Annotated in this window: 27 protein-coding genes; 23 read left to right on the top strand and 4 right to left on the bottom strand. The window is 37.1% G+C overall.

The window, feature by feature from the left end; all coding sequences use genetic code 11:
• Positions 1-12: 12 nt before the first annotated feature.
• The 11 genes from glf (at position 13) to BJR36_RS05375 (ending at position 11087) form a co-directional block, all read left to right on the top strand.
• The gene (glf, locus tag BJR36_RS05430; RefSeq protein ID WP_091231243.1) at positions 13-1128 is read left to right on the top strand and encodes a UDP-galactopyranose mutase; all 1116 of its coding nucleotides are present in this window, start codon (positions 13-15) and stop codon (positions 1126-1128) included.
• Positions 1121-2092 (top strand): glycosyltransferase family 2 protein, encoded by a 972-nt coding sequence (locus BJR36_RS05425; RefSeq protein ID WP_091231240.1) that lies wholly within the window; start codon positions 1121-1123, stop codon positions 2090-2092. The genes glf and BJR36_RS05425 overlap by 8 nt, the downstream gene beginning before the upstream one ends.
• A 12-nt stretch (positions 2093-2104) precedes the next feature.
• On the top strand, positions 2105-2695 hold the full coding sequence (locus tag BJR36_RS20860) for an acyltransferase (protein WP_091231236.1): 591 nt from the start codon (positions 2105-2107) through the stop codon (positions 2693-2695).
• A gap of 62 nt (positions 2696-2757) precedes the next feature.
• Positions 2758-3873, top strand: a complete 1116-nt coding sequence (locus tag BJR36_RS05415) for a polysaccharide pyruvyl transferase family protein (RefSeq protein WP_091231233.1) — start codon at positions 2758-2760, stop codon at positions 3871-3873.
• The gene (locus BJR36_RS05410; RefSeq protein ID WP_091231230.1) at positions 3866-5359 is read left to right on the top strand and encodes a lipopolysaccharide biosynthesis protein; all 1494 of its coding nucleotides are present in this window, start codon (positions 3866-3868) and stop codon (positions 5357-5359) included. The genes BJR36_RS05415 and BJR36_RS05410 overlap by 8 nt, the downstream gene beginning before the upstream one ends.
• Positions 5356-6291, top strand: coding sequence for a Coenzyme F420 hydrogenase/dehydrogenase, beta subunit C-terminal domain (locus tag BJR36_RS05405; RefSeq protein ID WP_091231228.1), 936 nt, complete (start codon positions 5356-5358; stop codon positions 6289-6291). Before BJR36_RS05410 ends, BJR36_RS05405 begins: the two co-directional genes overlap by 4 nt.
• 92 nt (positions 6292-6383) lie before the next feature.
• A complete protein-coding gene (locus BJR36_RS20855) occupies positions 6384-6509 on the top strand; it encodes a hypothetical protein (protein ID WP_278276579.1) in 126 nt (41 codons plus the stop codon).
• Between the two features lie 26 nt (positions 6510-6535).
• A complete protein-coding gene (locus BJR36_RS05400; protein ID WP_207648822.1) occupies positions 6536-7402 on the top strand; it encodes a hypothetical protein in 867 nt (288 codons plus the stop codon).
• Positions 7403-7606: 204 nt separating this feature from the next.
• Entirely contained in the window at positions 7607-7852 is a 246-nt protein-coding gene (locus tag BJR36_RS05390) for an NADH-quinone oxidoreductase subunit I (RefSeq protein ID WP_091231219.1), read from the top strand.
• A 310-nt stretch (positions 7853-8162) separates the two neighbouring features.
• The gene (locus BJR36_RS05380; protein ID WP_091231212.1) at positions 8163-9092 is read left to right on the top strand and encodes a nucleotidyltransferase family protein; all 930 of its coding nucleotides are present in this window, start codon (positions 8163-8165) and stop codon (positions 9090-9092) included.
• A 234-nt stretch (positions 9093-9326) separates the two neighbouring features.
• Positions 9327-11087 (top strand): InlB B-repeat-containing protein, encoded by a 1761-nt coding sequence (locus BJR36_RS05375; RefSeq protein WP_091231209.1) that lies wholly within the window; start codon positions 9327-9329, stop codon positions 11085-11087.
• Positions 11088-11305: 218 nt separating this feature from the next.
• Here BJR36_RS05375 and BJR36_RS05370 read toward each other — a convergent pair whose 3' ends face one another.
• The 3 genes from BJR36_RS05370 to BJR36_RS05360 form a co-directional block, all read right to left on the bottom strand.
• The gene (locus BJR36_RS05370; RefSeq protein WP_091231206.1) at positions 11306-11854 is read right to left on the bottom strand and encodes a hypothetical protein; all 549 of its coding nucleotides are present in this window, start codon (positions 11852-11854) and stop codon (positions 11306-11308) included.
• Positions 11855-11995: 141 nt separating this feature from the next.
• Positions 11996-12880, bottom strand: a complete 885-nt coding sequence (locus tag BJR36_RS05365; RefSeq protein ID WP_091231203.1) for an ImmA/IrrE family metallo-endopeptidase — start codon at positions 12878-12880, stop codon at positions 11996-11998.
• Positions 12858-13223 (bottom strand): helix-turn-helix transcriptional regulator, encoded by a 366-nt coding sequence (locus tag BJR36_RS05360; protein ID WP_091231201.1) that lies wholly within the window; start codon positions 13221-13223, stop codon positions 12858-12860. Before BJR36_RS05360 ends, BJR36_RS05365 begins: the two co-directional genes overlap by 23 nt.
• A 669-nt stretch (positions 13224-13892) precedes the next feature.
• Between BJR36_RS05360 and BJR36_RS05355 the strand changes: the two genes are divergently transcribed.
• The 10 genes from BJR36_RS05355 to BJR36_RS05315 all read left to right on the top strand — a co-directional run bounded on the left by BJR36_RS05355 (position 13893) and on the right by BJR36_RS05315 (position 22324).
• Positions 13893-15110, top strand: coding sequence for an ATP-binding protein (locus BJR36_RS05355; protein ID WP_091231198.1), 1218 nt, complete (start codon positions 13893-13895; stop codon positions 15108-15110).
• Positions 15111-15285: 175 nt separating this feature from the next.
• Positions 15286-16554 (top strand): glycosyltransferase, encoded by a 1269-nt coding sequence (locus BJR36_RS05350; RefSeq protein ID WP_091231196.1) that lies wholly within the window; start codon positions 15286-15288, stop codon positions 16552-16554.
• A complete protein-coding gene (locus BJR36_RS05345) occupies positions 16547-17122 on the top strand; it encodes a TetR/AcrR family transcriptional regulator (RefSeq protein ID WP_091231193.1) in 576 nt (191 codons plus the stop codon). The genes BJR36_RS05350 and BJR36_RS05345 overlap by 8 nt, the downstream gene beginning before the upstream one ends.
• A 294-nt stretch (positions 17123-17416) precedes the next feature.
• Positions 17417-17989, top strand: a complete 573-nt coding sequence (locus tag BJR36_RS05340) for a type IV toxin-antitoxin system AbiEi family antitoxin domain-containing protein (protein ID WP_242875470.1) — start codon at positions 17417-17419, stop codon at positions 17987-17989.
• The gene (locus BJR36_RS05335) at positions 17986-18822 is read left to right on the top strand and encodes a nucleotidyl transferase AbiEii/AbiGii toxin family protein (protein WP_207648821.1); all 837 of its coding nucleotides are present in this window, start codon (positions 17986-17988) and stop codon (positions 18820-18822) included. Before BJR36_RS05340 ends, BJR36_RS05335 begins: the two co-directional genes overlap by 4 nt.
• Before the next feature lie 43 nt (positions 18823-18865).
• Positions 18866-19111, top strand: a complete 246-nt coding sequence (locus BJR36_RS21115; protein WP_091231188.1) for an SdpI family protein — start codon at positions 18866-18868, stop codon at positions 19109-19111.
• A 635-nt stretch (positions 19112-19746) separates the two neighbouring features.
• A complete protein-coding gene (locus BJR36_RS21110; RefSeq protein WP_242875468.1) occupies positions 19747-19947 on the top strand; it encodes a Panacea domain-containing protein in 201 nt (66 codons plus the stop codon).
• The gene (locus BJR36_RS20650; protein ID WP_242875467.1) at positions 19898-20233 is read left to right on the top strand and encodes a Panacea domain-containing protein; all 336 of its coding nucleotides are present in this window, start codon (positions 19898-19900) and stop codon (positions 20231-20233) included. Before BJR36_RS21110 ends, BJR36_RS20650 begins: the two co-directional genes overlap by 50 nt.
• A gap of 383 nt (positions 20234-20616) precedes the next feature.
• Positions 20617-21162, top strand: a complete 546-nt coding sequence (gene rfbC / locus BJR36_RS05320) for a dTDP-4-dehydrorhamnose 3,5-epimerase (RefSeq protein WP_169823600.1) — start codon at positions 20617-20619, stop codon at positions 21160-21162.
• A gap of 103 nt (positions 21163-21265) precedes the next feature.
• Positions 21266-22324 carry a lysozyme inhibitor LprI family protein gene (locus BJR36_RS05315; RefSeq protein WP_091231184.1) on the top strand — a complete coding sequence of 353 codons (1059 nt, stop codon included), beginning with the start codon at positions 21266-21268 and terminating at the stop codon, positions 22322-22324.
• Between the two features lie 611 nt (positions 22325-22935).
• Here BJR36_RS05315 and BJR36_RS05310 read toward each other — a convergent pair.
• Positions 22936-24393 (bottom strand): DDE-type integrase/transposase/recombinase, encoded by a 1458-nt coding sequence (locus tag BJR36_RS05310; protein WP_091231182.1) that lies wholly within the window; start codon positions 24391-24393, stop codon positions 22936-22938.
• 175 nt (positions 24394-24568) lie between these two features.
• Between BJR36_RS05310 and BJR36_RS05305 the strand changes: the two genes are divergently transcribed.
• On the top strand, positions 24569-25423 hold the full coding sequence (locus tag BJR36_RS05305) for a SatD family protein (RefSeq protein WP_091231180.1): 855 nt from the start codon (positions 24569-24571) through the stop codon (positions 25421-25423).
• Positions 25413-26147, top strand: coding sequence for a DUF3307 domain-containing protein (locus BJR36_RS05300; RefSeq protein WP_091231177.1), 735 nt, complete (start codon positions 25413-25415; stop codon positions 26145-26147). The genes BJR36_RS05305 and BJR36_RS05300 overlap by 11 nt, the downstream gene beginning before the upstream one ends.
• Positions 26148-26299 lie beyond the last annotated feature (152 nt).

Below are 26299 nucleotides of genomic sequence, written 5' to 3'. Positions count from 1 at the left end.
AAAGGAATGCATATGAAAAAATATGATTTTTTAATAGTTGGTGCTGGCTTATACGGGGCTATTTGCGCATACGAATTAAACAAAGCTGGTAAAAAGTGTTTAGTAGTAGATAAACGCAATCATGTTGCTGGCAATATTTTTACCGAAAACATTGAAGGAATTAATGTACATGTTTACGGTGCTCATATTTTCCATACTTCAAATAAAGTAGTGTGGGATTATGTAAATAGTTTTGCTGAATTTAACAATTATATTAATCAGCCAGTAGCTAGGTATAAAAATGAATTATATAACTTACCATTTAATATGAATACATTTACAAAACTGTGGAATGATGTTTTTACACCTGAAGATGCCTTGAAAAAAATAGAGGCGGAAAAAACAGCGTATCATATTGATGAACCTAAAAATCTGGAAGAACAGGCTATTAATTTAGTAGGTCCGACTATATATGAAAAATTAATAAAAGGTTATACAGCAAAGCAGTGGGGAAGAGCTTGCAATGAACTGCCTGCATTTATTATTAAAAGACTACCTGTTAGATTTATTTTTGATAACAATTACTTCAACGATCGCTATCAGGGGATTCCTGTTGGTGGTTATACAAGTATAATTGAAAAAATGCTTGATGGAGTTGAAGTAAGACTAAATACTAATTTCTTTGACAATAGAGAAGAATTTAAAAATATTGCAGATAGTATTATTTATACTGGTCCAATTGATGAATTTTTTAATTTCAAATATGGCCCACTTGAGTATCGTACAGTTCGTTTTGAAACAGAAATTTTAAATAGATCAAATTATCAGGGCAATGCCGTTGTAAACCATACAGAATTTGAAGTACCTTTTACTCGAATTATTGAACATAAGCACTTTGAGTTTGATATCACATCACCTAAAACTGTTATTTCAAGAGAATATTCTACTGCATGGAAGCCTGGGGATGAACCATACTATCCAGTTAACAATGACAAGAATAACGATTTATATGCTAAATATAAGGAAGAAGCAAGTCATTTAGGAAATGTTCATTTTGGCGGCAGACTTGGGCAATACAAATATTATGATATGGACAAGGTTGTTATTGAAGCTCTATCAAAGATAAAGGAATTGAAAGACAATGAATAAACCTTTTATATCTATTGTAATTCCGGTATATAATAAATCACTTTATTTATCTGATTTTTTTGAATGCTGTGAACAAATAGATTCTGGAATAGATATAGAAATTATTTTTGTTGATGATGGATCGACTGATACTTCCTGGAATTTGTTATTGGACTATGCTAAAAAAAATAAGCGAATTAAAATTTTTCATCAAGAAAATGCAGGAGCGGGATATGCAAGAAATCTAGGAATAGAAAAGTCACAAGGCAAGTATATAACTTTTATTGATTCAGATGATCTGTTTAATGTGGGATGTATTCAAAAAATAATAGAGAAACTTACTTATTCGAATACGGATATTCTATTCCTAAAATTTAAAAACTTTAATGGTGATAAGATATTTGATACTTATTATAGTTCTGATTATGAATATGATTATTTACTTAGAACATCTCCAGCTCCATGGGGAAGATTTTTCAGAAAGAAGTTTTTGATAGATAATAATATAAAGTTCAATAATGCGCGTACTGGTGAGGACATGTATTTTAACTGTCTTGCACAGTGTTATTTCCCACGCAATGATATCTTCGAGGAAACATTTATATATTATCGAATTGCAGAAAATTCCTTGTCAACTACTATCGATAAAAAGCCGCTTGCAATTTGCGAATCTTTTAATATTCTTATTGAAACTTTAAAAGAACGAAATTTATTTGATACTTTTATTCAAAAAAACTTATCGAGATATTGTCTGAAATATATTATTGATGATCTTAGCAAGGTGAATTTTACTAATAAAAAGAAACTAATGAGAGCTTATCAATCCCTACTTCGTATGTTCGGTAATACTGACACTGCAAAATCATGTTTGTTTGGTAAAAGGTATGTTATGCTTCATAAATTGATAAGCAATAATAAAATAATGAGTGCGCTTACTTATTTGCAATTACTGAAAATTAAAGAGAAGTTGACTTGCACTAATTGATGGAGAATCTAAATGATAAATTTGTTAAAAATGATATGTTCTCATTTTCTAAAAAGAAAATTAGTAATATATTCCCCTTGTAATAAATACATAAACAAACAGTCAAGTATTGAAATAAACAAGAAGTTAGTTTTTGGACTTCAATGGAATAGAAAACTTACACTTACTAACAAAACGGTTTCTACATTTTCAATTGGTAAAGGTAGTTTGAGAGTCGATGACTTTTTGATTTATGCTGGATGTAAACTTTTTGTTGCAGATGGTGCTTCATTAACGATTGGCAGTGGATATATGAATCAGGGAAGTATGATTGACTGTCATCAGGAAATTACAATCGGCGATAATGTTTACATTGCAGAGAATGTGATTATAAGAGATTCGGATAATCACGAAATGATCAGAGATGATTATCACATGACAGAAAAAGTATGTATTGGAAATCATGTGTGGATAGGAGAAGGAGCTAAAATTCTTAAAGGTGTAAATGTAGGAGATGGCGCTGTTATTGCAGCTGGTGCAATAGTAACAAGAGATGTTCCAGGGAATTGTTTAGTTGCCGGTATACCAGCAAAAATCATAAAGAAAGAAGTACTTTGGAAATAGATTTTTTGATGATGAATTGGTTCATATAGTCTATCACAAAGTATTTTTGGTGAGGTTATTTAATGGAAAAAAAGATTGGAATAATTACGTTTCATAGAGCACATAATTTTGGTGCAATGTTACAAGCTTTTGCTTTACAACAATTTTTATCAATAAATAATGAAGCAGAAATATTAGACTATAGATCAAAATGTATAGAAAACTATTATTATTCACCATTAAGATTGAAATCTATGATTAAATCAGTGATTCTCGGACGTGATTCTATTAGCAAGCTTAGTTTGAAGATACGCAGAAAAAAGACTTTTGAAAAATTCCAACAAAAATATTTAGTATGTTCACAACCGTATAGTTCAAATAATATAAGTGAAGCATCTAAAAATTATGATTTGTTTATTACTGGAAGTGACCAGGTATGGAATGCTTCAATGGTCCAAGATGATTTGAACTACTTTTTAAAGTTTGTAAATCCAGAAAATAGGTTTTCATATGCAGCTTCTTTTGGCAATAATTCAATATTAACATATCCCGCAAAAGAAGAGATGACAGAATTAATTTCTACTATTAAGATTCCATTGATTAGAGAAAATGATGGAGTTGAAATATTAAAGAAGCTGAATGCGACAAATTATGCCAGAGCAAAGGTAGTTTGTGATCCTGTTTTCTTGTTAACAAAATGTGAATGGGAAGAAAAACTTGGTTTAAAAAAGAAAAGCTCAGATTATATTTTTGCATTTTTCGTTAATGACCCAATTCATAGTTTAGATATTGCTAAGAGTTTGCATGAAAAGACAGGATTATCTGTAAAGTATTGTCACTCATATGGAACTGAAAAAAATATTCCAGATTGGTGTGAAAAACTTATGGATATAGGCCCAAGAAAGTTTATGGAAACGTTAAATAGCGCAAAATATGTAGTTACAACATCTTTTCATGGGATGGCTTTGTCGATTAGGCTTGGAAAGCAATTTTATTATGAGTTAAATAAAAATGGCACAAACAGTCGATTAAATACTTTGGCAGAAATATTTGACTTACATGATAGAGAGATAACTGACAGTAATATTCCAACTTGTTCTGAAATAGATTATCAAAAGGTGAATGAAGTCCTTGAAAAGTATTCATCATACTCAAAGGCTGTTTTGCTTTCATCATTAGAAGGTATAGATTATGAGTAAAGATAATAGAATCATCAAAAACGTAGCTACAGGATTCGGCGGTCAATGTATAACTTTGATTCTTGGTCTTATAGTCCCGCGCATTTTTATTACTAGTTATGGTTCTGATGCAAATGGCTTTTTGAGTACTTTGACGCAAATTTTTACTTATATGGCATTATTGGAAGCTGGCATAGGACAAGCAGCTAGAAATGCACTATTCAAGCCATTTGGAGATGAAAATAAAGATGAAATATCAGAGATCACTTATTTGGCCAATTGTTATTTTAGGAAATTTACGATTTGTTATGCTATTGGTGTGACAATATTGTCGTTTGCTCTTCCTTTTGTATTAAAAACAAATATAGATAGATTTACAATTTTTTTACTTGTTATGCTTGAAGGAATGTCTGGAGTGGTCTCTTTTTATTTTATACAGACACCGTCTATAATTTTAAGCGTTGATGGGAAAGGCTATGTTAATAATGCAATCAGTCTTACAGATAAAATCATAGGATATGCCACAAAAATTATTATGGCTTCACTTGGCATTAGTATTGTAATTCTTCAGGTAGTTCACTTTTTTGTAACTATAACAAAAGTTTTTGCTTATGAAATATATTTTAAGAAGCATTATGGATGGATTGCTCCTAAAAGAAAAGTTAATTCATTAAAATTAAAAGATAGAAATTCATATATATTGACAGAAGTTTGTTGGACTATTTTTTCTTCAACCGATATGATTGTCCTATCAATTTTTGTTAGTACACAGCTTTCTTCAGTATATGGAATTTATAATATGATATTTGCCAATATTTCCTCATTACTGTCTGCTGTTTTTATAAGCATTGGTTATTTAATAGGGTATTCATATCATAATGGTACTGAAACTTATAAAAAGTTACATGATTCATTAAATTCTATTTTTATTGGATTAGTGACGATTTTAATGAGTGTATGCTATGTCTTGACGATTCCGTTCGTGTCTTTATATACGAGAGGCATTACGGATGTTAACTACATATATAGTTCACTTCCATTAATGTTTTGCTTAATACAGATATTATCTTGGAGTCGTTATGTTGGAGGACAATTAACCGGTATTGCAGGATATGCAATGCAAACAGGTTACATTTCACTTGTAGAAGCTTTAACAAATTTGATTTTATCAGTCTTGTTTGTACATAGGTTTGGAATAGTGGGAGTTACACTGGCAACTGTTATCGCACTTCCCCTAAAAGTTGTCTGGTGTACATATATTGCTGATAAAAAAGTAATGCAAAGATCATATTGGCGATCAATCTCTATAATTGGCGTGAATCTTTTATTTTTCTTTAGTGTAGTTTTGCTATCTAAATTTTATACGCCTAAAATTACTTCTTATGGTCAATGCGCTGTATGGGGAATTATTCTGACTGTTGTATTTAGTACTATAGGAATGGGATTAAATTTTCTTGTAAATAGGGATTGTTGGCAAGTAGTAAGGAGATATATTTTGAAACGATGAATGTATATGCGGTTAAACATAAAGATGAAAGAATACGAGCTACTTCGCGCTCAGGAGGAATATTTACAGCTATTTCTGATCTTTTTTTGGACGGCGGAGTAGTTTATGGATGCGTATTAGATGAAAATTATAATGCGATTCACGTTAGAACAGAAAATAAAACTGGCCGAGATCTGATGAGAGGCTCCAAATATATACAGAGTCGATTGGGAGATTGTTATAAACAAATAAAAAATGATTTAGAAGATGGAAGACACGTTTTATTCTCAGGCACATCGTGTCAAGTTGCAGGATTTAGATGTTTCCTTAAAAAAGATTATAATAATCTTCTTTGTATAGATATTGTTTGTCATGGGGTTCCTAGTCCGAAAGTATGGAAAACATATCTTGACTGGATATCTAAGGGTAAAACTATAATTAATGTTGACTTTAGAAACAAAAAGGACTTCGGGTGGCGAGACCATGTGGAAACAATTTTTTGTAAGAATAAAAAAATAAACAGCCAAGTATGGACTTATTTATTTTATAGCCACAATATTCTTCGACCTGTATGCTACGAATGTCCGTACAAGTCTATTGATCATCCCGGCGATATAACTATTGCTGATTATTGGGGAATAGAGAAAGCTTGTCCTCGGTTAGATGATAATAAAGGTGTTTCACTTGTATTGGTTAATACGGAAAAAGGAAGTTTGTATTTTGAAAAAGCAAAAAATGACATAGTTTGGTATAAAACTCGAATCGAAGACTCAATGCAACATCCACTAATTGAACCAGAAAAAGTTCCGGATGAGCGAAATCAGTTCTGGAAAGATTTCGAGAATAAAGATTTTTCATATATTGCAAGGAAGTATGGAAATTATACTCCGTTGTGGCGTCGAACTTTGAGAAAAGCTAAACATCTAATAAAGAAAGTGCTGGGAAAAGATTAACACATCCCTCGCACACCTTTGACCTTACCAAATGGATGCAGCGGAAAAGAGTATGTAAGTGACTAAGGAAATTTAGGGAAGGAGGCCAGAAGATGATTAATGGATTGCAAAAATCTTTGTATCGGTGTGGCCTTTTATCTCCGATTTTAATTATTAATTTTGTGTTAGGATATGTAAATAGAAAAGATACATCAGTAATAGCAGTTATAGGCTTGTGAGTAGGTTTAAAGCTAATGATATTTTTTTGAGTGTTAAAGAAGATAAAACGGATGTCGTTTATAAACTTGAAACAAATTTAGACACGCAAAATCTTATAAATGGCATCTTTGATGAAGCTACAAACGAACTGGCTGGAAAAACTAATGTATCTTTTGACGGTAGCTATACTCCATTAGAAGATGAAACCTTATGCATTGCAAACTTTGTGTTGCCGGATGTCCTTAAGGACGCTTTTAGAAATCCTATTTCTATTGACTCTTTTCAACCCACTGATGAAACTATAGAAAACATTAAAGGTATCTGCGTTGGATATAGTGAGAATACAGAAAAAAGCGAAAAATTTATTGGGGCTTTTCAGCGTTTTAGAAAAGAACAGTATATATCGACAAGTAAACTGAATCTGTTGTTTAATGATGGCACTTTTACACAAAATAAAAGTGTGGGTATTTCAGTATCCTATTCAATAGATTGCTTTCTGAATGGAACCAATTTGATTTTTGATTCATTTTATTATGCAAGGCAGATTTTTGATTCAGCGGGCTATTATAGGACAGCCACGGATGAAGATATTAATAATTTCTTGTTAACGGAAAAGATTAATTTGGGCGATGGCCGTGAACAAGTTATGGCTAAAGCTAATAGCTGGGTTAGAAGGAAAGTTGCACTTATAAATGATTCTGGAGTTTTAGACAAATATAGTGCAATGGAAATAAAAAGAATTGCAAAAAAGCATTCAGGACTTGTTGATTTAACTGTAAAAGATAAAATGATCGAATTCCCGAATGATTTTGAAAAGGTAAAGGTACTATTGACATTTCTTGATGAAGGATCCTGGGTTGGATCTTTTTCTAATGATACCTTTATATCCACATCGAAAAGAAAGGTTAAATAGTATTAATGAAATTAAGAACGAGTGAAGTTGAACAACTCCAACTGGATTGGATTGAGACTGGTAAAGTTTGTAATCATAATCAAGGCTGGGGAATAGAACAAGATGATGCTACCGGCTGCAAGTGCGATTGTTTTTGCGTTAAGTGCGTCATGAGAAACAGTGAGGATTTCTTTGAACAAAGAATGAAAGTAAGGGGGGAAACTGATGGAACCAAATAATAAAATACAAAATACAAACCCCATCCCAATCCTCTACGAACGCAAAGAAGACTGCTGCGGCTGCACGGCATGTTATGCTATATGTCCTAGACAAGCAATTTCTATGGAAGATGACCTAGAAGGGTTCGCATACCCACACATTGATGCGGAGAAGTGTATCCGCTGTCAGATGTGTATGAAGGTTTGCCCGATAAAAGAGGCAAAAAGAAGTGTCACGGCGCGGCAACGGTGAAAAAATGGTGAGCCGCTAAAAAACAGAAAAAATCCTGCCGACTATTTGCATCGGCAGGAATGAAACAAGCATTATCTCCTTTTCAACTGAGAATGGAAATCGGCCAGGCAGGAGGAAACCAATCTTTTATCTATGGTAATGCGTTCAGAAGTCACAGAAGTCACTGCATGGCAAAAGTGTGAAAAGGGTGAGCCACCGAATATTGAAAAATCCTGCTGGTTATTTAACCGCGGCAGGAATCATAACCCGGATAATAAGCAATGGCGATTGCCTGCAGTTCCAATTGATCATAAAGGGGAGACAATAAATCATGAACAATTATAATTTAAAAACAACATTAGTAATCATGGCCGCCGGAATAGGATCCAGATTCGGAGGCGGAATCAAGCAGCTGGAACCGGTCGGTCCTAACGGCGAAATCATCATGGACTATTCGATCCATGACGCTCTGGAAGCAGGGTTCAATAAGGTCGTCTTCATTATACGAAAAGACCTTGAAAAGGACTTCAGGGAAGTGATCGGAAACAGGATAGAAGAAATATGCGACGTAGAGTACGTATTCCAGGAGACAGACGACCTTCCTGAAGGATTTGAAAAGCCGGAAGGCCGCACAAAGCCATGGGGAACCGGCCAGGCTGTACTGGCATGCAAAGGCGTTGTAAACGAACCTTTCGCAGTTATCAATGCGGACGACTATTACGGAAAGGAAGCCTTCGTGAAGGTACACGGATATCTTTCGGACCTTTCCATCGAAAAGTCTTCCGAGTTCTGCATGGCGGGATTCAAGCTGAAGAACACCCTCAGCGAAAACGGCGGAGTTACCCGGGGCGTGTGCAGCATCGATGAAAAGGGCATGCTCGTAGACGTCGTCGAGACCCATAACATCATCAAGACCCTCTTCGGCCCGGAAATCTGCCAGGAGAACGGAGAAAGCGAAGCCATTGATGCAGATTCCTATGTCTCCATGAATATGTGGGGGCTTACACCGGATTTTCTTGAGACTCTTGAAGCGGGATTCGTGGAATTCCTTTCAAACCTGTCGGAAGAGGATGTGAAATCGGAATATCTGCTCCCGACCATAATCGACAGTCTGATCAAATCAGGCGAGGCAAGCGTCAGGCTGCTGGAGACCAATGACAGCTGGTTTGGGGTAACCTATAAGGAAGACAAGAAGTCGGTGGTGGAATCGTTTAGGATGCTGATTGCTGAAGGGATTTATAACGAGAAGCTGTTCGGCTGACAGGATGGGTGTATCTGCGCTGGGAACATGGAACCCTTCCATAGGACCAGGCGGATGCATGTTGCGTTAAGGATCGGTGAACAGAACTTTGAAATTGTACTTTTATTCAAAAAAGGCAATGATACGGTGCCAGACAATTATCGGAGCGCTTTTGAGGGCTGCAGTTGATCAATCAGCATGAGAATCAGGAATGCTGGCCGATAAAAAAATAGAAAATGTGGAGGAACAAGGATCATGAAAAAGAGATGGATTTACCAGATTATTGCTATACTCTGCCTGCTTGCAGTGTTCCCGCTTCGGGCGGATGCGGCAGGAACAACTCCGCCTGAAAACTGCGTTTCAGTTGACAATGGAACGAATGACGGAGCAATTGGATTTACGGGAACCGGTTATGCGGTATATTTAAACAGGCTTTCCGGACTGGCAGACAAAACAGTTACGAATGTATGGATTTTTTACGGGAATGAGGCAGATAATATCGATCCCGGAATCACAGCAGCAAATGTATTGATATATTCACAAGGTGGAAGCCAGCCTGCGACGCTGCTTTACACACAACCGATAGATGTTTCGGAGTTCTCGGGATATGGATGGAAATGTATTGAATTAACTACGCCTCTTACTTCTAGTGAAGACACCCTGTTTATCGGCCTGGATGCGTATTTTTCAAATCACGGGATTTTCACAGGAAGAGATACGGCAACAGATGGGGGAGCAGATTCATTTGCCGGTTTAGATGCTTTTTCAATGGGATCGTTGGCGGGATACGGCTTTCCGAACAACTATATGATAAGGGCAGAGTATGGAGCGGCAACTCATAATATTGCCGGTTATACTTCGGCAGGGGGAACCGTAACCGTAGACAAGACAACAGCAGCGGCAGGCGATACAGTCAATATAACAGTGACTCCGGCGGACGGGTACAGACTTGTGGCAGGAAGCCTGAAATACAACGATACGGCAATACTTGGAACCAGCTTTATCATGCCGGAAGCAGACGTGACGATTACGGCTGAATTTGAGCTTATACCAAGAAGCATCAGTGTCGAATCCATGCAAAATGGTACTGTGACTGCGGATAAAATAACAGCTGCAGCAGGTGACACAGTCAATATAACAGTGACTCCGGAAGAGGGATACAGGCTGGTGGCAGGAAGTTTGAAATATAATGATACTACAGTAACCGAAAATACATTTATCATGCCGGGCTCCGATGTGACGATTTATGCATCGTTTGAGCTTGTGCCGGAAATAGTGAATGCGAAAGATCTGATTACCGGCCTCCCGGATGTGGCAAACTTGACGGAAACTGATTTTACTGCCGTTGTAAATGCAAAAAATGCATACGACAGCCTGCCAGATGCGCAGAAAAATCTGATAGATGCCGGAGTTAAAACGAAGCTCGCAGACGCAGTCAAAGCGCTGTCGATATTACTTCTTCAGGATGAAGCAACGGGAACAAAAGTGGAAGGAATTGATGGCACAGTATTAGATTTTCGAACAACGTTATCCGTTACCCCGATAATGGGCACACTTACTGAACAGACAAAAGCTTTATATGCAGCAGGGATTGAGAAGGCAGCAAAAGGCCAGCAGCTGATCCAGCTTTTTGATATCAAGCTATTGGTAAACGGGCAACCGGTTCAGCCAGCTGGAAATGTCAGGGTAACCCTGAAGATGACAGAAGAAATGAAAAAATATACAAATCTTCAGATTATATATTTGGCAGAAGATGGAAGTGCAACAATTATTCCTCATACAGTAAGCGGAGATGAAATCATGTTTGTAACAGATCATTTCAGCAATTATGGAGTAATCGGAACACCTGTCAAGGAAGCAGCAATAATACCGACAATAATACCGACAATAATACCGACAACTACACAGGCAGTTCAGACGGGTGACACTGCAATGACAGGCTTATATATCATTCTTGCAGTCATCTCATTGGCAACAGCTATTTGTTTTGGAAGAAAAAAAGCAAGTATTCATTGATGATTCTGAAAAAAAACCAGGTACAATAAGTCCAACAGGACCCGACGCGTCTCTCATTATGAAGCGGACCGCGTCGGGTCTTTTTTGTTTTGATGATACCTTACTTTCACGCTGTCTATTTTGGAATATTAAAGCGAAAAAGTAAAGTGGATTTTTTATATCTGATTCACTGTTAGGGACAGAAATCCGGGCTGAAAAATTTTAAAACATGTAGGACTTTAATCCAGGTATGCTTGATAAAGATCATTCATATGAGAAATAAATTTACCCCATTCTGGATTTGTGCTTTTTTCGCGGGGCGTAAGATGATACTGGTACTTATATAAAAATCGTAAAGAATTTTTATCGCCGACTTCTTTTACATAAAGATAGTAAATAAGTTCATACATCTGAATTGCGTGTACATTATCAAGGCCTGTTGCCCATTCTTCAGCCTTTTCGATGAGTTGGATAGCATTGTTGTCATGAGCGGCGAAATACAAGAGACCTTTTACCGCTATAAATGAAAGAGATTTTACTTCGCCTCGATCATCTTTGTTATCAATCACAGGTTCATAGTTGGTATGTGGGTAGATTTTAATTTCGATTGAATCACGTAATACCTTTTCCGTTTCTGTCAGAGCAGAATCATTGTGAATAATAATACCCTGAGGATTTTTAGCTAAAAGCGTCTGGATATATTCCTGTATGGCTGTAAGTAATAACTCATCATAGACCGCCTGGTGAATGGCAAGATTCGGGAAAGCGGAAAAATCGGATCGAGCCATACTTTTTTAAACGTTGGAAAGTCAAATCCACGTTTTGCATAACTGCTTCGATCTGGTGGGATTAGAAAATTCGCGTCTAAGGTTATGACTTGGTTAGGATCTTCAAAGATGCTGATGAGGGAAGGATTCGGTTTATCTGTGTCAATCTTCATCGTAGTCCTCCCTGTCAAAGAAGGCGTTCAGTTCATCGATATCTTCATCGGAAATAGTGATTTCATAACCAAAATCACCAGGTGATTTGTTGAATAGGCTTAATGTATCAGTGAATTTATCCTCGTCTATTAGATTATCTTCAAAGTTACGAATGATAATTTCGATGTTATTGGCGGAGGTGCCAATGTTTTTTGTTTTTGTATTTAGCTTTGTGAATGTTTCAATATTAAAGGCAAGACCGATTTTACCATATTCACCGCTTAGATCTCTTTCGTTAATAGAATATAAATCTTTATATTGTTGTTCTGTAATGGCTCCAATTTCTCTCAATCGTTTAACAAGAGAATGGTAAGGAAGCCACCAGGTGCATTGGAGTCTTGCGATAAAGCGGAGAAGAGTTTTTATAGTGATTTTTACTAAAGACGAAGTTTTGAATTCCTCCAGTAAGATTCCTTCCAGCGCTACTTCTGGTAGAAGGAACTCAGCTGCAAAACGGTTAGCATTTACTTCAATTAAAGTGTTTTCTGTATCGTCAAATCGGCTGAGGTGAGCTCCGGTTTTTGTATAGTAGTGATATAATTCATGAGCAAGAGAAAAAATCTGCTTATCAAAATAGTCTGCTGTATTGAGAACGATAAAAGACAATTCGTTATCCCCTTCTTCTAAATACATTATGGCAGCAGAAAAAGCTGGCTTATCATCTTCGGATTCGATGGGATATTCAAGCAGCTTGATATCTAAATGGTCCAGGATTGTAAAAATATCGTTTGCAACAGGAGTTTCTCCGATAAAACCTAAAGATTGACGCGTATCTCTAACAAGCTTACGGATTTCCTCGATTTGTATTTCATTAAGCGTTATATTCTGTTTCATTCTCAAATTTTCTCCTTAAGATGATTTGCTGCCTCATAGAAAGCATCATTTTAAAAAGTTTATCTACGCCTTCTTTTTCATTATCACTCAATGCCTCGCTTCGAAGAGCAATAAAGGAATTAGTTTTTTCCTTTTCTACAAACATATCTGTAATATCAAATCCAAGTGTTTTAGCTAGTGCCTCAAATTGTATAATAGAGGGAATAAAATCTTCTCGTTCGATTCGACCAATCATAATTCTGTTTATTCCGGTTATAGTCCCAAGTTCTTCTTTTGTAAAACCTTTTGTTTCTCTAAGCATTTTCACGGTCTCAGCTAATTTTTTAGTGGATAGAGTTTTCATAATAGAGCCACCTTTCATTTGTATAGTATGATTGCATCTACTGTAATGATAATTTAAATAACAAAAAAAGTCAATAAAAAGAAATTTATATGAATAGTGATAAAAATATTAACATCATATTGGGTATCTGAAGTCACAATAATACATGGATTGGATTTGTTAAAAGCAAAAATAAGGAGTTCTTCTTGGTTTGACTAAAGAAACTTCTCATTTTTTGTTTGTTAAATTAGGCATAAGCAGAAATGTTCTAAAATTAGTATTTTCGCTAAAAAATATAAATAAATGTAATTGTAAAGTAAATACTCTATCATTTCCTTCTCAATGAGCAAAAAATATTTCTGAAAACGTGCGCTGGTCTATCCAAAAAAGATGCCAGCAGCGTGCTTCAAATACTCCGCAACGAGAAGTATGCCGGAGACATCCTTATGCAAAAACGGATTGAGATAGTTTGGGCGCTATGGTAAAGTGACGATAATATTGGTACCTGACACCATAAACTTTTTTTTATGGTGTCAGGTACCTTTTTGGGAACTCAGGAAGTTCCACAGACAATTATTGTTAGAACTAAAATCCTGTAAAAAAGTAATTTGATAAAAAAACGGAATGAAATCCGATTAATATTGATATTGATGAAAAAACGGAATATACTATAGCCAGGAGGCGATGAAAATGAAGAGATTGCAAAGACAGGATTATCTGAATTGGTTAGTAAAGTGGAGAGATAAACAAATCATAAAAGTAGTTACTGGTGTTCGTCGTTGTGGAAAGTCAACTATTTTCAAAATTTATCAGGATTTTCTTATGCAGGAGGGTGTTGAAAAAGAGCAGATTATTTCTGTTAATTTTGAAGACCTTGAGTTTGAAGAGCTGCTTGATTATAAATCCCTATACAACTATGTGAAGGAACATTTGAAGGAAGATAAGAAAAACTACATTTTCCTGGATGAAATCCAGCATGTCGAACAGTATGAAAAGGTTGTAGACAGCTTGTTTTTGAAAGAAAACTGTGATGTCTACATTACAGGATCCAATGCTTATTTTATGTCCGGGGAACTTGCGACGCTGCTTACCGGAAGATATGTCGAGCTATCGATGATGCCATTATCATTCCGGGAATATTGTACGGGACTGGATGATGAAAAGCAGACTTTGTCGCTGAATGAAAAGATGAATCTTTATATCTCCTGTGGTTCTTTTCCCTATGTCTTAAAGTACGGATATGATGCTCAGGACGCAAAAGAATATATGAGCGGCATCTATAATACAATCCTGTTAAATGATATCGTGAAGAGGCTAAGAATAGCGGATGTCAATATGTTAGAGGCAGTGACTAAATTCATGATGCACAATATTGGCAACCGGACATCGCCGACGACAATCGCCAATACAATGACGTCCAATCATAAAAAAATCGATCCCAAAACAGTTGACCGATACATCCGTGGGCTTACAGACAGCTTGTTGTTTTATGAGGCACGCAGGTATAATATAAAAGGAAAAATGTTTTTAACTACAATCAATAAATATTACATCTGTGACATTGGGATGAGAAACATGAAAGTAAGCGGCAAGGACACAGATATTGGCCATATCCTGGAAAACCTGGTTTATCTGGAATTACGGAGAAGATACCCCGAGGTTTATGTTGGACAGATAGGTGCAGATGGAGAAGTGGATTTTGTTGCGATCAAAGATGGGATACCGGTATATTTCCAGGTATCACAGACGACATTAGATGAGAAGGTGCTGCAGAGAGAATTAGCTCCATTAAGAAGTATAGAAGATAATTATCCAAAATATCTATTAACATTGGATGAAGCGTTTGGTGAGATGGATTATGGCGGGATCCAGAAACTTAATGCCCTAAAATGGATGTTAGAAGAGTGAGGCGGGATAATATTGGTACCTGACACCATAAACTTTGGGTTAAGAATTAGTCTACAAACACTTTTGCAGGATTAACTGGTTCTGGTGTGATTACGATACCCGATGTTATAGTTCTTGACAAAACAGACCACATGGTCTAATTTAGTAATAGACTATGTGGTCTAAGGAGGTAACCATGGATATTATATTTTTGTGTTTAGGTTCGCGGGGAGATGTACAACCATATGTAGCAATAGGAAGAACTGCTTGTGAATCAGGTCATAATGTCACAATATGTACAGGAAAAATGTTTAAGAATTTTGTTGAACAGAATGGACTGGAGTTTCAAGAATGTAGTTTGGATTTAATGGCAATACTGCAGACGCAGGAAGGAAAGCAAGTGTTTGAAGAAGGATTAAAACATCCCATAAAAGCAATACAGTATGCTAAAAGAGTAATTAATCCTTTATACAGAAAAGCAATGACAGAATTTTATGAGGCATGTCATGAAAAGGATGTTATTATATATCATCCAAAGGCATTTGGTGCAGTTGATATAGCTGAAAAATTAGGAATATTATGTATATCAATGCCACCTATACCAATAATATATCCTGTTTCGGCATTCCCTAATCTTGCTATTACCACAAAAAATCTTGGTGGATTTTTGAATAAACTGACATATAAATTGACTAACCTGGGTGCTGAAAGTAATAATATAAAAGATATTAATGATTTTAGAGAAAAAGAGCTAAAACTAAAAAAAAGAAAGCAAGGAGAGTATATGATTAATAGAAATGGTTGTCCAATACCGATCATTTATCCTATTTCTCCAAGTTTATTTTTAGATACAAAAGAATTTGAAGAAGAAGTTTACTTATCAGGTTTTCCCATATTAGAAGATGGAAGTTCCCTTGATGTAGAAACAGAGGAATTTTTAAAGAATGGACAAAAGCCAATTATAGTTACGTTTTCATCTATGCCATTGAATAATCCGCAATCTTTTTTGAAGAAAATAGTTGCCTCTTTATCAATAAGCGGGAATAGAGGAATTATTATTACTGGAAATAGTGGAATTAATATGTCATCGAGTGATAACATCCTAATAAAAGAGTTTTTGCCTCATGATGAAATTTTCAAAAGATCTAAAGGGATTTTACATCACGGAGGAGTCGGAACAATGGCTGCAGCATTACGTAGCGGAATACCACAAGTGATTATGCCATTTAACGTTGACCAGCCGTTTTGGGCAAAGCGTCTGTTTGATTTGGGCTATGCACTCAGACCATTAAAGGAAAGTGATACAGAGGATGAGTTTGTTAGCAGATTTTTAGAAATGAATCATAAGGATGCTATTCTTCAAGCTGAAAAAATAGCAGCAGCTATAAAACAGGACAATGCTAATATAAAAGCAGTAAGTTATATTGAGCAGCTATATAAGGAATGGGCTAAAAGTAATGAATAAGAGAGAAGCTATATTAGAGGCTGCATTAACAGAATTTAGCAGCAATGACTTTGAGAATGCATCAGTTAATAATATTATTAAGGAGGCAAATACCAGTAAAGGTAACTTCTATCATTATTTCAGCAATAAGGAAGAATTATATATTGCATTATTGAAAGAAGCCATGCGAAAAAAGGCAGAATTTATGAATATTGCTGATGAAAATGACATCTTTGTTTTTTTGGAAAAGCAGGTGTTAGCAGGAATTAGGTTTTCGAGAGAAAATCCTGAATATTATCAACTTAGCAGAAGATTTGCAAAAGAAAAAAATACGAAAATATATAATCGTGTTTTAGAAGAAATCACAAATGAATATAATAATGAAAGTTTTAATTCTATAACTGAGATGAAATATGATAGAACAATTTTTAGCAATGAATTTCCGGAAGAATTTATCGGTAACTTTATACAAATGGTATTAAATAATATAAATGAATTAATCGAAGAAAACGATGATATACCTAAGATAGAAGAAAAGCTGCTTCTCATAATAAAGGTATTAAAAAACGGATTAGAACAAAAATTGTAGTAGTGGGTTTGATAATCCGTAATCGTCTATTTGAAAAACTTGGATTAGCAACAGTTTTCCCAATTTGGTACCTGACACCATAAACTTTTGTTTATGGTGTCAGGTACCCGATGGTATAAACGGCCTATGAGGCACTGGTGCCGAAATGCCGTTTGAGTGGAAAAAACTCAGGAAGTTCACAATAAAAACAATAATATAATGTTTGACTTTTATGCATAACTAATCGATAATTATATGCATGAAAGTTAGAAATTATTTTTGAGGAGGTGCGGTATGTCGAATTCAGAGTTGATTATGGAAATGGTAAAAAAGAATGGAGGGGTCATAACCGCATCAGAAGTTACAAAAGCTGGTATCTCAAGAGCTAGCCTAAAGCATCTTACTGATATTGGCATATTAGAGCATTCGGCAAGAGGTGTGTACCAATTGGCAGAGGTATGGGATGATGAAATGTACCATCTTCAAGTCAGATATAAAAAAGGCATCTTTTCAGGAGAAACAGCGCTCTTTTTATATGATTTGACTGATAGAACGCCCATGCGCTTCCAAATGACGTTTCCACTGAATTATAATGTAAATGCATTGAAAAATGAAAATGTAAAGTGTGTCAGAACAATTCCTAAGTTATATGGGCTTGGTGTCGTACAAATGAAAACTCCAGCTGGAAATCCAGTCAAGGTATATAATATGGAACGGACACTTTGTGATATCTTGCGGAAACAGAGCAATACAGATATCCAGATTGTATCGGAGGCGTTTAAAAGATATGCCAGGAGATCGGATAAAAATATTCCTTTGTTATCTGAATATTCCAGGGAATTGAGGGTTGAAAAGAGATTGCGTAATTATCTGGAGGTACTGTTATGAAAAATGCGATGCAGTTAAAAGCAATTATTAAAAACATTGCAAAAGAAAAAAACATGTCTGCCCAACTTGTGATGCAGAATTTTATGTTGGAAAGATTGTTGGAGAGGATATCTCTTTCAAAATATCACGATTCATTTATTTTGAAAGGTGGTTTTTTGATTGCGTCTATGGTGGGATTGGATACAAGGGCTACCATGGATATGGATGCGACAATAAAAGGTTTACCTGTCACGCAAGAAACTGTGAAAGAAATGTTTCTTGATATTTGCAAGATTCCATTACAGGATGATGTTACCTTTTCTTTTGTCGCCATAGATGAAATAAGAGAGGGGGATGAATACACTGGATACCGGGTTTCATTGACAGCTAATTTTTTACCTATGTCGGTTCCGTTAAAGTTAGATATTACAACAGGAGATAAAATCACGCCAAAGGAAATAAATTATGAATTCAAGCTGCTTTTAGAAGAAAGGGCCATCAAAGTGCTGGCATACAATTTAGAAACTGTTTTAGCGGAAAAGCTGGAAACCATCGTATCCCGAGGGGACCAAAATACACGCCCGAGAGATTTCTATGACGTATACGTACTTTCCAGGCTGCAAAACAAAAATATCGATCTGGATATCTTGAAGAAAGCAGTTGTGGCAACTTCGGAAAAAAGGGGATCAACGGCTGTTCTTGGCAATTACCAAGCTATATTGGAAGTGATTCAAAGCAGCGAAGCTATGCAAAATCATTGGAAACGTTATCAGAAAGATTTTGGTTATGCAAAAGAGATTGTATTTACTGACGTCTGTGCGGCGGTAGGTAACCTCATGGATCAAATCGACTAAGAGAGGGCATCGCAGGGCCATCATTAACAAGTAGGAATAGTGGATGTTAACAGAAGGAAGGAAATTTATGTTTTGGACGAATATGCTTTTTTGCATCATGGTTCCAGCCATTATAATTGTCATAGGGGCTGTATTCAAAAAACACCCTCCGAAAAAAATCAACAGCTTCGCTGGTTACCGGACGGTCAGATCTATGAAAAGCCAGAAGGCCTGGGACTTTGCCAACCGGTATTCTGCCAGGTTGATGCTGTCCTGCGGAGTCATCTTGCTGGTATATCAGCAGCAATAATGGTGCTGGTTCGGAATGAAAGCGAAGATGTGCAGGCGATGGTTATGGTTGTCTTGTGTACTGTCCGGAATGTGGAGAGGAAAGAGAAATTGAAATCAAAGAAGAGAAGGAATCTTTATTTATTGATACATCGATAGTAGTGAACGTGTTACAGATACCTGCGAGGCCTGTAACCTGAGAAGGCTCCTGCGGGGGCCTTTTTGCATGTTTGAAAACAAAGTAGCCCAGTTTTTTTAAAATTATAATCTTATCATCAACCTTTTCTGTATAAAAAAATGTCTCCCCATGGGACACATCACTTACGTGAGAGGTGTGGGGAGTCCTGTTATTATTATAATATGAAATAGACGTTCAAATGTCAAGAGGATACCGACGCCAGATACTGTTAGAGGAATCTTTTGGTTTGATAATTATATTGTGATAGAAACTATTTTTTGTATGAAATTTTAATATCAGAGGAGTTCTTTTAGCGAAAAAGCTGGAAGGGCTTCTTTTTTTTGATTTTAGAAAATCCCTATCAATGTAAATAGAAGGTATATAGCCAAAAAAATAAAGTAATGTAATTAAAAAGTAAACTGGCGGCTCAAAAACTTCTTGGGCTTAGAGAAGAAGGTTCTACTAAAATTGATGCCTTAGTGGATTATTTGATTTGCAGGTGTGAAGATATAACACCATTAGCATTACAAAAAGCATTATATTATATACAGGGATTTTACTATGCGTTTTTAGAAGAGTTCTTAATTCCAGACGAGTGCGAAGCCTGGGTTCATGGACCGGTGTACAGTGATGTTTATTTTAAATACAGTTCTTATAAATGCGACCCTATTAAAAATTGAGTTTTCCTGTGATGATTCAAAATTTACAGGATATGAAAAAACGATTATTGATAGCATAGTTAAAAATTTGTGCTGCTATAGTGGAAAAACACTAGAGCGGTTTACACATCTGGAAGCGCCATGGTTAAAGACGAGAGGCGATTTGCCTGCATCTGTAGCATCCACAAAAATCATTCCCAAAAAATTAATTGGGGAATATTTTGTTGCGGTAAAAGAGCGCTATGAAATGCTGGATCCATCAGATATTGAAATTTATGCAAAGCGGATGTTTGAAAAGATTAATTGATTTACTGAAGTTGGTAATTTGAATTAGGGATAAATGTAAGCATTCGTTGACTTTAAAGGTAAAACCAGGTACGATAATTCTAACAGAGCCCGACACGCCTCTCATTATGAAGCGGACCACGTCGGGTCATTTTAGTTTATGGGGCAAATGCAATATTTTAATCTGGTTCACAGATAATTATTGTCAGAACTAAAATCCTGGGAAATGGTAATTTGATAAAAAAACGGAATGAAATCCGATAATATTGGTACCTGACACCATTAAGAAAAGTTTATGGTGTCAGGTACCAGGCCGGTGGATACCAGGCCGGCGGGTACCAGGCCGGTGAGATGGCAGGCCGGTGGTACCCGGCTGCTAGCCGGCAGGAAAGGAATGGAGATAAGATGAAGATAAAACGCGAGGAAATCGGAGTCAAAATAATAGAACCGAAAATCGTAACAGACAACAGAGGATGGTTCCAGATTGCATTTGATTTTTACGGATTGCAGGAGCTGGGAATCGAATTCCACATATGCCAGGAAAATCATTCTTTCACGGAAAGCAGGGGGACCATCAGAGGGCTGAACTATCAGGAGGCGCCATTTGAACAGGCAAAACTGGTAAGGTGTACGGCGGGCTCCATGTACAGCGTGGCTGCCGACATCAGGAAGGGCTCGGAGACCTTCGGTAAGTGGGTCGGGGAGATCCTTTCCGCAGAAAACCACCGGATCATGTACGTGCCGGCAGGATTCGCCCATGGTGTGATTGCCCTGGAAGACAGGACAGAGCTGCAGTATTTTACGAACAGCAAATTTTCGCTTGAGCATGCCAAGAGCATCCGGTATGACGATCCGGCTATCGGGATCGACTGGACTGTAGGAGGGCTGATTTCGCCGGACGTGCCGAATCTGTCGGAGAAGAATCGGAACGGAGGGTACCTGACACCATAAACTTTTGTTTATGGTGTCAGGTACCAAAATGGTATACGGTACCATTAAGGTAATACCCAAACATCATGATGCAAAACATCAGTGAGAGGAGACAATTCAAAACATGAAAAAGAACATCATAACCCCCATTTTGGCCGTAATCATAGCATTATCTTTATGCGGCTGTGGAAAAAAGGAATCAGAAAAACCCAACCATACCACAACGGTTGAAACTGAGATTACATCGGAGGCGGAATCATCTGAAGAAAAGGAAGAAGCACAGCCAGAAACCGCTGAACAGCCAGAAACCACCGAAACGACAGAAGAGACATTTTCATTCGCAGAGCTTGCAGCTCTTCAGTTTTGTTTTTCCAGTGGAGCGGGCGGCTGGGCCACCATGCTGACGATCAATGAAGATGGGAGTTTTTCCGGTGAGTATCATGACGGTGAAATGGGCCTTGTAAGCGATGATTACCCAAAAGGAACGGTGTACCGGTGTGATTTCAGTGGACAATTTACTCAGCCTGTTAAGGTAAATGAGTATACATATTCGATACAGATTCGTGAAATGAACTATGAAGAAGTGGCTGGTAAGGAGGAGATAATAGACGGAGTGCTGTTTTGCTATAGCGATGTTTATGGTTTGGAAGGCGCAGAGAATATCCTGATCTATCTGCCGGGTGCTCCCCTTGCAGAGCTTCCGGAGGAATTCAGAGGCTGGGTGGGCTATTATGATCTTTCAGATACCACAGATACAGAACTCCCCTTCTATGCCTTGAATAACGAAGCGCAGCAACTTGGCTTTTCAAGCTATGACATCATTGAGAGTCTGAAAGAAGTCATGACCTATACCGAAGACAGGGCTGCTTTTCTGGAAAACTCTATCGAAAATGATCTGCTTACTCAATTTGAGTATAATGAAACAACAAAAGAGCTGTATGACTTGTGGGACGCTGCATTGAATAATGCATGGAGTGTGTTGAAGCAGACAAAGGATGAAGAGACCATGCGTTTGCTCACGCTGGAAGAACGTGAATGGATTGCCCGGAAGGAAGAGGCGGTTACCGAAGCTGGTGCTGAGTATGAGGGTGGAAGCATGCAGCCGATGGTCATGAATATGAAAGCCGCAGAAATGACAAAAGCCAGAGTGTATGAGTTGATAAATTGGTACCTGACACCATAAACTTTTGTTTATGGTGTCAGGTACCTTTTTTAAGGTACCTTTTTTTAGTTGTAATATTCCAAATAATAGGATAATATATACATATCTTTTATTCAAATCTTGTTTTATTCTTAATCCATTTCAAGGATACAAAATCCAAACGAAACCCAGTCGAAAATTGATTTGATATGTTCAGGTCTGATAGAGTTCAATCTGCTTTCTTGGTAATCCTGTTTCCGTTTTTGAGGGAGAGCAATGGTCCTAGCTTTAAAAAGCAAACGTTTTTGTTTGCATTAAAACAAAGCAAACAAAAACGTTTGCTAAATTGATAGTGGCAGGTATATAATAAAGCCATCAGAGATAGTGTCAAGTGAGTTATGAAAACTTGGAACCAAAAAAATAGGTTCCATCGAACCTTGAAAACTGCAGATATTATAGTCTGAGGAGACGTACGCCACCCTTGACTGCACGCAAAAGCAATGCTCTGAACGTATCACCGACGGCGAAGAACTCAAGAACAGTTAGAGTTTTCCCGTCTGATTCACAGCATTGTAGCATTGCTTTTGCGTGCCATCAAGGGCATAGTCAGAACCAAAGGTTCTGATGGCTGGTTTTTACCTCAGGCTTTGAATCTAAGAACAGTTAGAGCCTTCGGCCTGCATTTTCAGAATGGCCTGCTGGCCAAGAAGGATAAGCAGCTGCCATTTACCGGGCATGTTGCCGGCACCTTCGAGCAGGTCGACTTTGTTAAGCACCTGATAGCCGTTGTGCTTGTGAGGTCTGAGGAAGTTGTAATAGGCAACCCAGAGAGCAACGTTATAGTTGGCACCTTCGTAATTATCATAGCCACAGCTGACACGATAGGAGGACTTGAAAGTCCTGTTTAAGCGTTCAATCATCTGCTTGTATGGGCGGAATTCTTTTGATACCTCATCATTATTGGAGAGGCCGATGACCTGGGTGATATCAAATTTAAACTTATCACCGAATTCATGGAAGAACTGTTGTGCCGCAAGTGGATAGGCGCTATAACCATCAGCGATGAACTTAAAGTTTTCAGGGAGCTCTTTCAGGTTTCGGAAAGCCATACGCATTGCGAGGATGCACGGACCGACACCACGGTTGTCAGATACACGATAGCCGATGATGGATCTGGATACGGCATCCATGATGAACCAGATATAGCCTTTTACTCCCCGAACTTTGATGTAGGTCTCATCTGCAGTGAAGACAGATTTCGTCTGGTAGTCGTAGGTATCAGCAAAAGGCTTGATGACAAGAGCTGCTGTGCGGGCATAGTTAGCGACCTGCTGGTGAGAGATTTCGATACCGTAGAGGTCTTTGAGGGCCTGTGCAGTCTTACGTAAGGAGAGCTGGAGATTCACATGCATGGTAAGACAGAGGAACATGATATAGGCGTTATGTTTTGAAAATTTTAAGGAAGAAGCATTTTTTGGAAGCGAGTTCAAATCCATGCGAAAGAAATCTATCGTGAATTCGCGGTAGAGATAATGTAGCTTATATTCGTTCTTTCCGTAGTCTTTTTCAAGGTGTGCTTTATCGATTTTTTTAAGATTATTCAGATAGTAGGTGCACTTTGGATTAACGCATTTGTGGAGGATGAAATGCTTGCGGTCCTTCTTATGAGCGAGAGAATGGGAACAGTGAGGACACTTTAAAGAATACTGTTTTTCAAAACGGTTTTCTTCCGGCGAGAAAGGAGTCTGGCAGACTTTGCACAGAATCTGGCCTTTCGATCCGTTATTGCGGTAGAGATAAGGCATAGGAGCCTTGCAGGAAGGACAATGGCAGTCTTCTGGGATGTCGCATTCTTTCCGGCGGTTTACGGGCTTAAGAATCTTGTGGTAACGCTGCTGATAGTAGTTCAAAAGGTCGTTCCAATCCCAGTCCTGCTTATGGCAGATGATGACGGGAAGCTCATCGGTCTTGAATTTCTGGTATTTAGGAGAATGTGAATCATCGAAAGCCCACTGCTTCAGAGGAATATATCTGCAGATAAAATTTAAAAGCCAGCAATTTTGTTGGTAAAGGTATTGAATTAATTGAAGTAAATAAAGTATAATGTCCATGAGCAATGACTCCTTTGTATTTTTGTTTGTTTGGCGATTGACATTATACACCAAAAAGGGAGGTCATTGCTTTTTTTGTGTAAAAAAGTACTGTAATCCTTGAAAATAAAGGGTTTGAAATAAAAAGAAGAGGTAGTAGACTTGACACTACCCCATCAGACCAGGAGGTAATATTATGAGAAAATACACATCATTAATAATTGATATAAAAGGATCAAGAAAATATAGTGTTGAAGACAGAACTTTATTGCAATATTATTTAGTGCATGTAATTGAGAAGTTAAACGTATTATTTGAACCTGGTATAGTTTTTGATATAACCTTTAGTGCTGGCGATGAGTTGCAAGGATTATTCTCGAATACAATGTGGGCAGTCATGTATTTAAGACTATTAGAAATAATGGTTCATCCGGTTCAAATAAGAGCGGGAATCGGAGTAGGGGAATGGAATGTGAAAATTGAAGGCGGGATATCCACACAGCAAGACGGGCCGACATATCATATGGCAAGAGCTGCAATTGAAGATGTATATAAAATGCAGACGCAAAGATTCAAAATATATTCAGATGACAAAGAGACGGATATAATGGCCAGCTATTTGCTTAATGTATCTAAGAGTTTACTGGAAGCACAGAATATGGTACAAAATAGAATCCAGTTGATTAGTGAGATCATGTATCCTTTTATAGAGAAAAATTCTGTACTGCAACACGCAGGGTATGCAAGCAATCTTTTAGAAATAAAAGAAAACTATAATTTAAAAAAGAGTGCCCAAAAGTCAAATGAGATTTCTAAAATCATGTTTGATATAAATGTAGAGGAGCCAATCTATATTATAGATGAAATTGTAGAGGCGGAAAAATATACGGCCAAAAAAAATGCCGCCGGTAAAATTGCTGAGATATTAAAGCAAAGCAGACAGAACATAGATACAGTGATGAGGCGAGGAAAAATTATAATAATAAGAAATATGGACTACATAGCCTTACAATATATAAAAAGGAATTATGGTGGAATGAATGATTTATAAATTGCTTGTTATTGGACATTTTATTGGCGATTTCTATTTGCAGACAGACAATATTGCAAAAGAGAAGCGAAGTAATGATAAGGCATTGGCGAAACACTCTCTGCTGTATGGCTTGGCTATATTATGCAGTTCGATATTCATCATTATCCCCAAGGAAATAATGAAGTATGTTCTCTTCGCTGCGGTTATTGCTGCTTTGCATTATGCAGTCGATTTTATTAAGCGGATTATCAAGAAAAAAGAGCATCCGAAAATCAACAATAATGTAGCGGTTTTTCTGTTAGATCAGATCATACATATTGTGATGATGCTTGTAATATGTAAAGTATTTAAGTTTACTGAGGTAACAAGCGTTCAGCTATTAGGGACAAGTCACATTGTTGAAAAATGGACTAACATAGCTGATCTGGGAATGGGAGTTGTGGTTTGCGGAACGCCAGCATCTATATTGGTAAAAAAAATATTTGCCAGGATATTTAATCAAATACAGGAAACAGAGGAAAATCCTAAGGTAGGGTCATATATTGGGGTCATGGAAAGAATAATTATTTTCTTTTTGGGGACAATGGGACAGTTTGGTGCTATAGGCTTTGTTCTTGCGGCAAAGAGCGTAGCCAGGTATAAACAGCTTGAAGACCAGAAATTCGCGGAAAAGTATCTGGTTGGAACTCTTTTAAGTACAATCATTGCGATATCTTGTATTGGTATATACAATTTCCTTTAAAAGAATAGTGGTACCTGACACCATAAACTTTTGTTTATGGTGTCAGGTACCTTTTCATTGTGTGCCAGGCATGGCACTAATCTAGCTGGTGAAAGTCCAGCCACGGGTATTTACCGCCAAGTGTAGTGAACCACAAGTTGGTATCAGTAATG

The organism is Anaerobium acetethylicum, from assembly GCF_900096945.1.
GTDB lineage: Bacteria > Bacillota > Clostridia > Lachnospirales > Lachnospiraceae > Anaerobium > Anaerobium acetethylicum.
Note: the sequence above shows the minus strand (reverse complement) of the source record. Positions and strands in the feature narration are given on the sequence as shown.